This window comes from Streptomyces lydicamycinicus (assembly GCF_000829715.2).
Classification (GTDB): Bacteria; Actinomycetota; Actinomycetes; order Streptomycetales; family Streptomycetaceae; genus Streptomyces; species Streptomyces lydicamycinicus.
This window is the reverse complement of sequence record NZ_BBNO01000011.1, coordinates 156961-170117: the sequence shown is the minus strand read 5'-3', so window position 1 is coordinate 170117 and position 13157 is coordinate 156961. Positions and strand designations below refer to the sequence as shown.

Genomic DNA, 13157 nt, shown 5'->3' with positions numbered 1-13157 from the left:
AACGCCGTGGAAGGTCTCGACGCACTCACCCGGTCCCTCGCCCGGCGCACCCCCGAACAGCTCGCCGCACTCCTCACCCGCCATGCCGAGCCGCTCGCCCGCCGGCCCGCCCCCACCGAACTACGCGGCCTGGCCAGTGCCTTGTGGTCCTACGAAACCCTCCACCAACTGGTACTGCACCTCGACCACCCCCGGCTCCAGGTGCTCATCGCCGCCGCCCGCATCAGCCAGGAACGCGCCCGGAATGCCGCCACCGGCCCCGCGGCCCCCGCCCCGGGCGCCGACTACCAGTCCCTGATGGCGCACCGGCTGTCCTTCGCCCACCTGGCCACCGAACCCGTCCCGCCCGAAGACGTCTTCGCCGCCCTCGGCGCCACCTTGCCAGGCCGCACCCGCACCGCCGCCGAGACAGCCCTGCACGCCCTCTACGACGACGGGCTCGCCGCGCCCACCGAGGACGGCGCGATCGTCGTCCCGCCGCGCACCCCGCAACTCCTCGCCGCCCACGACCCCGGACCGCTCCTCGCCGACGCCCCACGCCCCACCCCGGACGACCCCGCCACACCCGCCGCATCCGTCCCGCCGACCTCGCCGTACGACGAATCCCGGGCCGCCGCGGCAACCCTCGCCGCCACCCTGGACCGCCTGCTGGCCTCCCTGGCGACGCAGCCCGCCGCGCTGCGCAAGTCGGGCGGGCTGGCCGTACGGGAGATCAAACGGCTGGCCAAGGCGGCCGGCGCCACCGAACCGCACACCCGCCTCCTCCTCGACCTGGCGCTCGCCGCCGACCTGATCGCGCTGACCCGTACCCCGTCCGGCATCACCGCGCTCCCCACCGGCGCCTACGACGACTGGCTCGGCCGCCCGCCCGGCGCCCGCCTCGCCCCCGTCCTGGCCGCCTGGTCAGGGCTGTGGGACATCCCCACCCACACCCCGTTCGGCGAGACCCCCACCGCGCTGGTCCGCGGCCACGACCGGCACGCGCCCGCCCTCCGGCACGCCCTCCTCGCCGCCCTGGCCGCCGTCCCCTACGGTGCGGGATCCCCCCTGCCGGCACTGCCGTTCACCGAACCCCCGGAGCAGGAGGCCGGCAGCGGGTCCCACTGGAACGATCTCCTCCGGGCAGCGGACTGGCACCGCCCCCTCGCCGTCACCCACCAGCCGATGGCCGGGGAACGCGCCGCCCACACCCTCCACGAAGCCGCCTACCTGGGCGTCGTCGCCCACGGCACCCTCACCCCGCTCGGCCGCGCATTGCTCACCGACCCCCGGTCGCTGGACCGGCCACTCGCCGATCTGCTGCCGCCGCTCCTCGAACAGGCCCATTTCCAGGCCGATCTGACCGTCGTCGTGCCCGGCCGCCCCGCCGCCGCGCTCGCCGCCCTGCTCACCTCCGCGGCCGACCGCGAATCCGAGGACCACGCCGTGACCTGGCGCTTCACCCCCGCCTCCGTACGCCGCGCACTGGACACCGGCCACACCGCCGACACCCTCCTGACGGACCTCACCCGCGCCTCGGCGACCGGCACCCTGCCGCAGCCCCTCGACTACCTCATCCAGGACACCGCCCGCGCCCATGGCCTGATGCGCGTCCTGCCCGCCGCCTGCTGCATCCGCTCCGACGACGAGGCCCTCGTCAAGGAACTCGCCGCCCACCGCGCGCTGCACGACCTCGGTTTGCGCGCCATCGCCCCGACCGTTCTGGTCAGCGCCCGTCCGCCGGCCGCGACCCTGGACGCGCTGCGCGCCGCCGGCTACGCCCCGACCCTGGAATCCGACACCGGCACCACGACCGTCGAACGCCTCCCCACCCACCGTGCCACGGCACCCACCCCCACCCGTGACCACCGGGCGCCACTCGCCCTCGCCCACCGCCTCCTGGGAGTCCCGGCACCACGCCAAGAGGCCACAAAGACCGACGGGGAGTGACCTGTTGGCGGAGGGGTGCGCCGCCGTACATGGTGCCGGTGAGCCTCCTCGGCGACCGTCGGCGAGCCAGCCAGGGGCCGACCCGCGGTGAATACGTACGTGCCGTCAAGGAGCGACGGCGGCCACCGGAAGGAAGGCGCCCACGGTCATTCCGTCAGCCGTCAGCCGTCAGCCGTCAGCCCTTACCCGTCAGCCGGTTTCCGTCGGGTCGCCCAGTTGATCCGGCGCAGCGCCGTCGGCCCGAAGCTGAGCGGGCGGGGGAGGCGTCTGGAGGCGGGTGGGGAGCCGGGAGGGAGGGGCGGGGCCGGGGGCTGTCCCTGAGCGGGCGGCACGGCCGAGAGCGCGGTGGCGGGCCGCGCCGAGAGGGCCGGGGCGGCACCGGCCGCCGGAGGGTGCGGACCGGCGGCGGACGGGCTTCCGGGCGCTGTGGTGAGAGGTGCCGGGACCGGCTCGGGTGACGTCTGCCGGGCCGGTGCGCTGTCGGCCGCGAGCCGGGTCCGGGCCGGCCCCCGGAGCAGGCCGAGTGCGGCGGTGGGGCGCAGCAGCGGGGCCGTGGGGGCGGGCGGCGCGAGGACATCGAGGTAGGCGCGGCGGACGGCCCGGCCGGTCGTGGGGGAGGGGCGCAGTTCGCCGGTGGCCACGGACCACGGTTCCTGGGCGAGCCGTCCGATGGTCCGCTGCATCTTCCGGGCGAGCGACGGCTCGTCCATGCCGTGCCGTCGCAGTGCCCCGCGCAGCGCGGCGGCACCGTGGGCGGCGAGGGAGAGGCCCTGACCGCAGTCGTGGGCGAGCGAGACGACGGCGCCGCCGAGGGCGATGAACCCCGTCGGCCAGGACGGCAGTTGCTCATAGCGCCGCCGGCGGTCCGAGGTGTCGCGGGTGAGCCGTACCTCGCTCAGCGGCTCGGCGTCGGCGATGAGGTCGGCGATGGCGGGGTGGCCCGTGCGGCGGGCGAACGGCACGAAGCGGCCCGCGTGTTCGGAGGGCCGGTCGTCCCCGGTGCCGGTGAGCGTGACCAGCCAGCGTCCGCCTTCGATCGGAACCAGCGTCGCCGTCCTCCCGGGAAACGGACGGCGGGGCCGTGCGCCAGGGCCGGTGAGCGCCGAACGAGCGGTGAGCACCGGGCAGTTCTCCGCGTCCCCGGTGGCGCGGAAGATCCGGGTCGCCGAGACGATCCCGGAGTCCACCACGTCCTCGTGAGCGGCCGGCAACCCCAGCGCGGTCAGCCACTCCCGGGTGGCGGAGTGCCGGCCCGTGGCGTCAACGACGAGGTCGGCGTCCAGGAGGTAGCCGGCGCCGCTGGTGGTGTCCCGGACGCGCACCCCGGTGATGTGTTCGGCGGTACCGGTCAGTTCGGCCGCTTCGGTTCCGTCGAGGACGGTCACCCCCGGGAGGGCCGGCACCTGCCGGCGGATGACCCGGTCGAGCAGATCGCGGGAGCAGGCGAGGAGATACCGCGAGCGCGTGCGGCGGCCCGGCCGGCCCTTCGGGGAGCGGCCGGCGAACTCCGCCGGTAACGGCATCCGGCGGGCGCCCTCCGCCGGCCAGCGCGCGGCACTGCCGGGCAGCACGGCGTCGATCAGCCGGACACCGTCCGCCGTCAACAACTGCGCGTGCCGGGCCTGCGGGAGGTCCGTGGGGTGGGCGGGGGTCCGCGGCAGCCGCTCCCGCTCGACGACGATGACATCGGCGTGGCCGGACAGGGCCGCGGCGGCGAGCATGCCGGTGAAGCCGCCGCCGAGCACCACGGCGAGGTAGGGGTGAGTGAACTCGAACCCGTTGCTGCTCGACGCGTTCATGGGCAGTCCCTTTCTCGGCAGCGGCGCGCCGTTCCCCGGCGGGAGCGGGACACGTCCAGAAAGGGCGGTGCCGCATACGGTCGGGAACGTCGGCGGGCGGCGGCGATGACGGCGTCGGAGGCGGCCGCGAAGGAAGCCGTGAAGGATGCCGCCACCAAGGACGGCAAGGATGCGGAGGCGGTCCGCAGGAAGCGCAGCGCTGCCGGCGGAAGCGGCTGTGCGCGTTGTGGGTCCCGGCAGGCCGGCGCGTACGCCGGCCTGCCGCCCCCCGATTTCCCCATCATGATTCCCCCTCAGGCCGTGCCCGCCCCGCCCTGCGCACAGCCACGTCCTCCTCCGCCACCCGCCCGTATCACCGGGGGCGGTGGGCGGGCACAACTGCCTCGCGGAGCGTGCTCCGCCCCGGGGGACGCGGCCGTCACATGTGGTCGACGGCGGACACATTTCGGGATCGTAGGCGGCGGCGATCACATCCGACAGCCGGGTTTGAGCGAGAGACACGAGGCAGCCACCCCCGGGATACCGATGGGTAGATGCGCAGCAAAACGGTGCAATGGGCGGAAACCGCCGTGACGTTTTCTCGCGACGCGAGAAAGCGGGCGGGAAATTCTCGCGGGAAGAGGGGTGGGGGAGCCCGGAGCCCCGCATGGTTGGCGCGAAATGATCGGGTGACCGCGGGCAGTTGGCCGCCGTGCCTACCCTGTGCGGGCACCGCACAGGAGAACCCGAGGGAGAGTCGTGCGCGCGATTGTGATGCGAGAATTCGGCGGCCCGGACGTGCTGCGGCTCGAAGACGTGCCCGAGCCCGCGCCGCGCGGCGGCCACTCGCTGGTCGACGTCGCCCTGGCCGGCATCAATTACGCGGATGTGCACGCCCGGGGGGACTCCTACCTCGCGCCCGTCGAGCTGCCGTACGTACCCGGCAACGAGGTCGTGGGGACGGTGGACGGCGGACGGCGTGTCGTCGGGCTGTGCCGCGGCGGCGGATACGCGGAACGGACGCTGCTGCACCGTCGCGTCACCTGGGACGTCCCCGACGCGATCAGCGACGAACAGGCCGTCGCCCTGGCGCTCCAGGGCAACAGCGCCTGGCATCTGCTGTTCACCTCGCTGCGTCTCACCGAGGGCGAGACCGTGGTCGTGCCCGCCGCGGCGGGCGGCCTCGGTTCGCTGGCCGTCCAGCTCGCCGCGCGCGCCGGCGCCAAGGTCATCGGTCTCGCCGGCTCCCCGGAAAAGCGCGAACTGGCCGCGGAATTGGGTGCCCACGCGGTGGTCGACTCGACCGCCGAGGATCTGACGGAGCGCATCCTGGACGCGGCCGGCGGTCCCGTGGCGGCGGCGCTGGAGATGACCGGTGGCGTCACCTTCGAGCGGACCCTCGCCGCCGTCGCGCCGCGCGGCCGGCTCGCGGTGTACGGCTTCGCGGGCGGCGAGCTGGCGAGCGTGCCCACCCGGGAGCTGATGGAGCGGAGCCTCACCGTCTCGGGCTTCTGGCTGCCCCAGCTCTACGCGGACCGTACGGCGCTGCCGACGTCGATGCGGGCCCTGTTCGACGCGGTCGCCGACGGCACCCTCAAGCCGCTGACCGGCGCCGTCTACGGGCTCGGAGAGGCGGCACGGGCGCACCACGAGTTGGCCGCCCGTACCCCGACCGGGAAGCTGGCGCTCGACGTCACCCGGTAATACGGGCGGCCCGGGGGCCGGTACCGGTGTGGTGGGAGCACCGTACGGGGCCGTCCACCGGGAGCAGCGGGCAAAGGGGGCGGCCCGTACCGCACATGCCGCGCGCCTTCGGGCGCGGATCACTGCCAGGGGAGAGAGCACACGATGGGTCACAGCACCACAGCCACGGGTTCGCCGGCCGCGGCCGCCGAGCCCGCCACCGGCGTGGCGCCGCGCACCGCGGGCCACTCCAAGAAGACGCGCCAGGCGCCCAAGGGCGCGTCGTCCGCGGGCTCCCGGACGTCGGGATCCGGCCATGCCGAACGGGTCTTCCTCGTGCAGACGGCCTTCGCCGAGCTGGGCGGATCCGCCCATGGGCCCGGTGAGATCGCCGAGTTCACCGGCCTGGACGACTCCGTCGTCTACCGCATCCTTCAGTCCGGTATCTACCAGCGCATCTTCGAGCGGGTGGACCGCGGCCTCTACCGGCTGCGGACCTCCGCCGCACAGCTCGCCTTCACCGCGCTCGACCACCGGATCGACGGCGAGATCTCGCAGACGGTGCTCCGCGAACTGCGGACGGCCACCGACAGCGGGCTGGCGTTCCTCTACATGGTGGCCCCGTTCTCCGGTGCCCAACGGCAGTGCGTCGACATGGCCGTGGGCGACTCCGACCTCGCGGAGCTGGGCATGACGCCCCGCGATGTGCTGTCCGTGACGCGTTCCCTGCGCACCGGCGCCTCCGGGCGGACGATCCTCGCCTACCTGCCGGAGGTGCTCCAGCAGCGGGTGCTGGCCGAGCCCGTGCCCGACCAGGCGGGCCCCGGTGTCTTCCGCGACAACGCCGCCCTGCTGGACTCCCTCGCGGAGGTGCGCGACCTCGGCTACGCGCTCGGGTACGAGGAGTGCATGGCCGGCTGGAACTCCTGCGCGGCGCCGATCATGTGGGACGGCTCCATCATGGGAGCGGTCCTGCTCCTCAAGCTCAAGTCCGTGATGCCGGTGGCCCCCGAGGGCGTCATCGAGGCGACGAAGGAGGCGGCGGCCGAACTCAGCCGCTACGGAGCGGCCCGCCCGGCCGCGGACCAGGCCTGACACGCGGCCCCCGGCCGCCCGCCGCTTCATGAGCCGGACCACGCCGGGCGGCCGTGCAGAATGGCGGGGTGCGGCTCGAAGCGATCACCTGGGAACGGCTCACCGACGCGCTCGCCGAGCGGCTTGTCGCGATGCCGGCGAAGGACGGGAGCCCCTGGCTGCGGGTGGCCGTCGACGGGGCTCCCGCCGCCTCGCCCGGTGAGCTGGCCGCCCGGCTCGCCGAGGCGCTGCGGCTGCGGGGGCGGGCGGTGCACAAGGCCGGCACCTTCGGCTTTCTGCGCCCCGCCTCGCTGCGGCTCGAGTACGGCCGGGAGGACCCCGATGCCTACCACGACGAGTGGTTCGACCGGCAGGCGCTGTGGCGCGAGATCTTCCAGCCGCTGGAGCCGGGCGGCACCGGGCGGGTGCTCCCGGACCTGTGGGATCCGGTGGCGGACCGGGCGACCCGCAGCGCGTACGTGGAGCTGCCGCCCGGCGGCGTCCTGCTGTTGCACGGTCCTCTGCTGCTCGGTCACTGGTTTCCCTTTGATCTCTCCGTCCACCTGAAGCTGTCGCCGGCCGCGCTCGCCCGCCGCACCCCGGAGGACGAGCGCTGGACACTGCCCGCCTTCGCGCGCTACGAGGCCGGGACCCGGCCAGAGGAGGTGGCGGATGTCGTCGTACGGGCCGACGATCCCCGCCGCCCGGCCTGGAGCGGAGGGGAGTGAGCATCCGCCGCGTCCGAAGTGGCCGTCCCGGCACGCGCGTTCGTCCCCGTCGGGCGCCCGCCCTCAGACGAGATGCCGAATCAACTCGTGGGCGCCGCCGCCCTCTTGCGAAAGCTCCGGATACCTCGCGGCCCCGGACATATTTCTCCCCCTCCCCGGGCGGCCCCGACGGCCGTCCGCCGCTGTGAAAAACCGTACGGCCGACCACTGACAATCGACCGTGCAGACGCCGGGCACGGACCGCTGACCGGCGCTTGTGGGACGGCGGTTAGCGTGGCCCTGTGACGACTTCATTCCCTGCATCCGACGAGCCCGAAGCGCTGCCCGGCAGCCAGGGCCCCACCGCCACCGTGGAGGCCCGGCCGCGCTCGGTCGGCACCGTGACGATGACCTATGCGCCGGACCCGGACGGCGACCCGGACCCCGGCGAGATCGTGTGGACCTGGGTGCCCTACGAGGAGAACGACGGCCGGGGCAAGGACCGTCCGGTGCTGGTCGTCGCCCGGGAGCCGGGCGGTACGCTGCTGGCCGTGCAACTGTCCAGCAAGCGGCACAACAACGACCGGGAGTGGGTCCCGATAGGGGCCGGCCCGTGGGACCGTGCGGGGCGCGACTCATGGGTCGCCGTGGACCGGGTGCTGCGGGTGCACCCGGCCGGGATGCGGCGCGAGGCCTGCGCCCTGGACCGGGGCCGCTTCAACCTGGTCGGCAACCGGCTGCGCGAACGCTACGGCTGGCGCTGACCGCGCCGGTGGCGGGCCTCAGGCGGCCGCCAGGGCCAGCAGCTTGGTGACGGTGTTCCAGTTACGGGCGGTGGCAGTGACCCCGAGCGGCGCGCGGCTCACCGCGTCGGCCAGCTTGGAGCGGCCGATGCCGCCGGGGCACCACAGATACAGTTCGCGCCCCATCAGCCGGTACTGATCGGGCGCGAACGCGGCCGGGTCGAGCGCGTCGAGCCGGGAGGTGTCCGCCGGCACCGCCGACAGGAACGTGACATGGAGGCTCTTGGGCTCCGGCACGGCCTGCGGAAACGGGTTCGCGGCGACGACGGCGGCCAGCTCGTCACCGGTCCGGACGATCACCGGCACCGTCAGGCCGAGCTCGGCGGCGATCCGCTCATGGATCACCCGGGCCGTCTCCTCCGGCGGTGTACCGGGGTCGGCGAAGACGATATTGCCGGTCTGGAGCAGGACCGAGACGTCCTCGTAGCCCAGCGACTCGGCCAGCGCCAGCTGCTTCGCCTTGGGGAAGGAGTTGTGGCCGCCGACGTTGATACCGCGGAGCAGAGCGATCTGACGGGACATGACGCTGCCCTTCATGAGAGCCGGCCTCGGCGAGGCCGGACGACGGTCGGGATCAGAAGAGCGGGGCGGGCAGCACACCTTCCAGGGCCAGCAGCAGGCGCTTGGTCTCCAGGCCACCGCCGAAGCCACCGATCCCGCCGTCACTGGCCACGACCCGGTGGCAGGGAACGACGACCGGCAGCGGATTGGAACCCATCGCCGCCCCCACGGCACGGGCGGCGCCCGGCTCCCCGACCCGGTCGGCGAGGTCCTGATAGCCGACGACGCTGCCATAGGGGACGCCGTCGGCCAGGGCGTGCAGGACCCGGGCGTTGAAGCCGGAGGACAGCGACCAGTCCAGGGGGACGGTGAAGGACCGCAGCTCCCCGGCGAAGTAGGCGGACAGCTCGTCGGTGGCCGTCGTCAGATGAGGTATCTCCGCGAGGGGCGGCCCGCCGAAGAACTGCTCCAGACGGGCCAGCGCACCGCGGGTCGTCCGCTCGTCGGCATGGAAGACGACCTGGACCAGGCCCTCCCGGGTCGCGGCGAGCAGCAGCGGGCCGATGGGGGTGCTCAGCCGTCGCCAGGCCCAGTCACGCCGCGCCGCCGCGTCCGGTGCCGCCTCCGGCGGTGTCGACGGCCCGGAATCCTGCTCTGCATACGTCACCTGATCAGGGTAGGACGCACCACTGACAACGCGACGGGGAACGGACCGGCACCCGTCGCCGCCCGCCCCCGTCGCCGGCGATCGCTCAGTCGTCGTCGTGCTTCTCCAGGGCGTCCCGTACCACGTCGGGCTTGTTGGTGATGATCCCGTCGACGCCCAGACCGGCGGCCTTCACCGCGACCGCCGGGTCGTCGACGGTCCAGGTGTACAGGTCCAGCGTCCGGCGGTGCGGGCCGCGCAGACCGTGCACGGCGGCGACGTACTCCCGGGTGACCGCCGTGTGGACGGGGTTGATCTGGTCGCAGTACTTCGCGAACTTCGGAAGGTCGGCGACGGAGGGATTGCCGAGGAAGCCCGTCTTGATGTCCGACCGGAGGGTGTGCACGGTCTTGATGGCGTCGGCGTTGAAGCTCTGGATGATCAGACGGTGCTTCACGTGCGCCTTGTCCAGCCAGCCCGCGCGGCGCAGCTCCGTGAGGGTCTGGAGCTCGATGCCCGGGTAGAGCTCCGGCGACTTGAGCTCCATCAGGAGGCTCTGGTCGTTGTGCTCGACCTCGTCCATGTAGTCCTCCAGGGTCGGCACCCGCTCCCCCCGGAACTTCGGCCCGAACCAGCTGCCCGCGTCCAGCTTCTCGATCTCGTCGAGGGTGAAGTCCGAGACGTTCCAGGGCGAGCGCCCGGGGAAGACCTGCTCGACGTTCGTCGTCCGGGCGAGCGAGTTGTCATGGAGGATGACCAGCTCGCCGTCCTTGGTGCGCTGTACGTCGTTCTCGACCCACTCGATTCCGAGCCGGTCGGCCGCGTCGATCGCGGCGAGGGTGTTCTCGGGCGCGTACGACGAGGCGCCGCGGTGGGCGACCGTCAGCGGTGTGTGTCCGGCCGGCGCGGCCTGGGCGGCGGTCGGGGAGAGGACGAGCGTGGACAGACCCATGAGCGCACCGGCGACAACGGTGGCGACGGGGCGAATACGCATACGGGCTCCTCGTGACGTCGTGGACGTGAGCTGACGTGAAGTGACGTGAACCGGGTCGGACGGACAGAGGCTCGCAGCCGGGCCGTAGCGGGAGGCGGTCGTGTGGTGTCCGGGACCTGAACGAGACGTGGCCGGTGTTCCGTTCTGGAGCGTCGCGCAGTTGCAGGATGCCCGGATCAGCCCTGCCACAGACGTACGCTCCGCCGCCGTCCAACTTGCCGGAGGCGCGGCATCCGCGCATCTTGGCCGATGATGCGTCACCCCTCGTGCTTCTGACCGGTTTTGGTCGAACAGCTCGCTGGACGGACCGGCGCGGCGGGTTCCGGGCGCGGGCGCGACGCGCTCACGGACGTGCCGCCGGCCGGGAACAAGGGGAGCCCCGGGGACGCAGGTGCCACGTCCCGCGCGGCGTCCCGTGCGCCCTCATCCCGCGGCGCTTCCCGGTTCGCCGGGCACCGCCACCTCACCGCCCCGCGCCGCCGCGTCAGCCCGCCACCGCCCCCGCGCCGCCGCATCAGCTCCCCGCCGCCCCGCCGCGCTGCGCCGCCCGCCGCCCCGCGCCCGCCACCGCATCCCGTCGCCTCGCCGGGCCGCCGCCCCCCGACGCCCGCCGCCGAACGCCCGGCGCCCGCCGCGGGCACCGGCCGTCCCCGCGGTAAAGCCGCAGGTCGGAGCATTGGCTCCGTCGGTTGTCAGTGCTGGGTCGTACGGTGGATCCCATGCGGCCCGTATCAAAGATCGAACGCACGGTGGCGCCCTTCGAGGTCGTCAGCCCCTACCAGCCCAATGGCGACCAGCCGGCGGCCATCGCCGAGCTGGAGCGGCGCATCCGCGGGGGTGAAAAGGATGTCGTCCTGCTGGGTGCGACCGGCACCGGCAAGTCGGCGACCACCGCGTGGATGATCGAGAAGCTGCAACGCCCGACGCTCGTGATGGCGCCCAACAAGACCCTCGCGGCCCAGCTCGCCAACGAATTCCGCGAGCTGCTGCCCAATAACGCCGTCGAGTACTTCGTCTCCTACTACGACTACTACCAGCCCGAGGCGTACGTCCCGCAGTCCGATACGTACATCGAGAAGGACTCCTCCATCAACGAGGAGGTCGAACGGCTGCGCCACTCCGCGACGAACTCGCTGCTCACCCGGCGTGACGTCGTCGTGGTCGCCTCGGTGTCCTGCATCTACGGCCTGGGCACCCCGCAGGAGTACGTCGACCGGATGGTGCCGCTGAAGGTCGGCGACGAGATCGACCGCGACCAGCTGCTGCGCCGCTTCGTCGACATCCAGTACACCCGCAACGACGTGGCCTTCACCCGTGGCACCTTCCGGGTGCGCGGCGACACCATCGAGATCTTCCCGGTCTACGAAGAGCTGGCCGTGCGGATCGAGATGTTCGGCGACGAGATCGAGGCGCTGTCCACCCTGCACCCGCTCACCGGCGAGGTGATCAGCGACGACCGGGAGCTGTACATCTTCCCGGCCAGCCACTACATCGCCGGCCCCGAGCGGATGGAGAAGGCCATCGCGGGGATCGAGGCCGAGCTGGCGGACAGCCTCGCCACGATGGAGAAGCAGGGCAAGCATCTGGAGGCCCAGCGGCTGCGGATGCGCACCACGTACGACATCGAGATGATGCGGCAGATCGGCTCCTGCTCGGGCATCGAGAACTACTCGATGCACATGGACGGCCGTGACCCCGGCTCCGCGCCCAACACCCTCATCGACTACTTCCCGGACGACTTCCTCCTGGTCATCGACGAGTCGCATGTCACCGTCCCGCAGATCGGTGCCATGTACGAGGGCGACGCTTCACGCAAGCGGACCCTGGTGGAGCACGGCTTCCGGCTGCCGTCCGCCCTGGACAACCGGCCGCTGAAGTGGGAAGAGTTCCTGGAGCGCATCGGCCAGACCGTCTATCTGTCCGCGACCCCGGGCTCGTACGAGCTCGCCCGGGGCGACGGCTTCGTGGAGCAGATCATCCGCCCGACCGGCCTGGTCGACCCGGAGGTGGTGGTCAAGCCCACCGACGGGCAGATCGACGACCTGGTGCACGAGATCCGTACGCGCACGGACAAGGACGAGCGCGTCCTGGTCACCACCCTCACCAAGAAGATGGCCGAGGACCTCACGGACTACTTCCTCGAGCTCGGCATCCAGGTCCGCTATCTGCACAGCGACGTGGACACCCTGCGCCGGGTGGAGCTGCTGCGGGAGCTGCGATCGGGTGAGTACGACGTCCTGGTGGGCATCAACCTGCTGCGGGAGGGCCTCGACCTTCCCGAGGTCTCCCTGGTGGCCATTCTGGACGCCGACAAGGAGGGCTTCCTGCGCTCCGGTTCGGCGCTCATCCAGACCATCGGACGCGCGGCGCGCAACGTCTCCGGACAGGTGCACATGTACGCCGACAAGGTCACCCCGGCGATGGCGAAGGCCATCGAGGAGACCAACCGCCGCCGCGAGAAGCAGCTGGCGTACAACAAGGAGAACGGCATCGACCCGCAGCCGCTCCGTAAGAAGATCGGCGACATCGTCGCCACCCTCGCCCGCGAGGAGATCGACACCCAGGAACTGCTGGGCACGGGCTACCGCAAGGCCTCCGAGGGCAAGGACGCCAAGGGCAAGGCACCAGTACCGGCGCTCGGTGCCAAGGGCGCGAAGGGCAAGGGCGGCAAGGCGGGCGCGGAGCTGACGGACCGTCCCGCCGCCGAACTCGCCGCGCTCATCGAGGAGATGACGGAGCGGATGCGCGCCGCCGCGGCGGAGCTCCAGTTCGAGGTCGCCGCCCGGCTGCGCGACGAGGTGGGTGAACTGAAGAAGGAGCTGCGGCAAATGAGGGAGGCCGGGGTGAAGTAGAGGGGGCCGGCGTGCGCTGAGGGGGAGCCGGGGGCGGTACGCGGCCGGGCCGTCCCGGGGGGCGGGCCGCACCGGTCCGGGGCGGGTATCGCCGCACGTGAGCGCGGTGTGCTCAGCGGACCGCTGTGTTGCAGAAGCGCCACAAAACGCGGGCCTTGTGCGTGCCCGGCCCGCCGCCGTGCGTAGGGTC

Annotated in this window: 10 protein-coding genes; 6 read left to right on the top strand and 4 right to left on the bottom strand. The window is 72.8% G+C overall.

Translation table 11 applies throughout. The features are described 5' to 3' along the window. Positions 1-6: 6 nt before the first annotated feature. Complete coding sequence (locus tag TU31_RS33630) at positions 7-1929, top strand: helicase-associated domain-containing protein (protein WP_078886097.1); 1923 nt, start codon at positions 7-9, stop codon at positions 1927-1929. 182 nt (positions 1930-2111) lie between these two features. On the opposite strand, the gene TU31_RS33625 is transcribed toward TU31_RS33630, so the two are convergent. Further along, the gene (locus tag TU31_RS33625; RefSeq protein WP_042161767.1) at positions 2112-3728 is read right to left on the bottom strand and encodes an FAD-dependent monooxygenase; all 1617 of its coding nucleotides are present in this window, start codon (positions 3726-3728) and stop codon (positions 2112-2114) included. 738 nt (positions 3729-4466) lie between these two features. Here TU31_RS33625 and TU31_RS33620 point away from each other — a divergent pair. The 4 genes from TU31_RS33620 to TU31_RS33605 all read left to right on the top strand — a co-directional run bounded on the left by TU31_RS33620 (position 4467) and on the right by TU31_RS33605 (position 7935). After that, positions 4467-5411 carry a quinone oxidoreductase family protein gene (locus TU31_RS33620; RefSeq protein ID WP_042161765.1) on the top strand — a complete coding sequence of 315 codons (945 nt, stop codon included), beginning with the start codon at positions 4467-4469 and terminating at the stop codon, positions 5409-5411. A gap of 144 nt (positions 5412-5555) precedes the next feature. Next, entirely contained in the window at positions 5556-6485 is a 930-nt protein-coding gene (locus TU31_RS33615; protein WP_042161763.1) for an IclR family transcriptional regulator domain-containing protein, read from the top strand. Positions 6486-6553: 68 nt separating this feature from the next. Continuing rightward, positions 6554-7192 carry a nucleoside/nucleotide kinase family protein gene (locus TU31_RS33610; protein ID WP_042161839.1) on the top strand — a complete coding sequence of 213 codons (639 nt, stop codon included), beginning with the start codon at positions 6554-6556 and terminating at the stop codon, positions 7190-7192. Positions 7193-7473: 281 nt separating this feature from the next. Further along, positions 7474-7935 (top strand): type II toxin-antitoxin system PemK/MazF family toxin, encoded by a 462-nt coding sequence (locus TU31_RS33605; RefSeq protein WP_042161761.1) that lies wholly within the window; start codon positions 7474-7476, stop codon positions 7933-7935. An 18-nt stretch (positions 7936-7953) separates the two neighbouring features. On the opposite strand, the gene TU31_RS33600 is transcribed toward TU31_RS33605, so the two are convergent. The 3 genes from TU31_RS33600 to TU31_RS33590 form a co-directional block, all read right to left on the bottom strand. Beyond that, a complete protein-coding gene (locus TU31_RS33600) occupies positions 7954-8496 on the bottom strand; it encodes a DUF1697 domain-containing protein (protein WP_042161759.1) in 543 nt (180 codons plus the stop codon). 52 nt (positions 8497-8548) lie between these two features. Beyond that, positions 8549-9142, bottom strand: a complete 594-nt coding sequence (locus TU31_RS33595; RefSeq protein ID WP_078886096.1) for a methylated-DNA--[protein]-cysteine S-methyltransferase — start codon at positions 9140-9142, stop codon at positions 8549-8551. Between the two features lie 85 nt (positions 9143-9227). Then, complete coding sequence (locus TU31_RS33590; protein WP_042161756.1) at positions 9228-10115, bottom strand: glycerophosphodiester phosphodiesterase; 888 nt, start codon at positions 10113-10115, stop codon at positions 9228-9230. Between the two features lie 719 nt (positions 10116-10834). Between TU31_RS33590 and uvrB the strand changes: the two genes are divergently transcribed. Beyond that, complete coding sequence (gene uvrB / locus TU31_RS33585; RefSeq protein WP_042161754.1) at positions 10835-12967, top strand: excinuclease ABC subunit UvrB; 2133 nt, start codon at positions 10835-10837, stop codon at positions 12965-12967. Positions 12968-13157 lie beyond the last annotated feature (190 nt).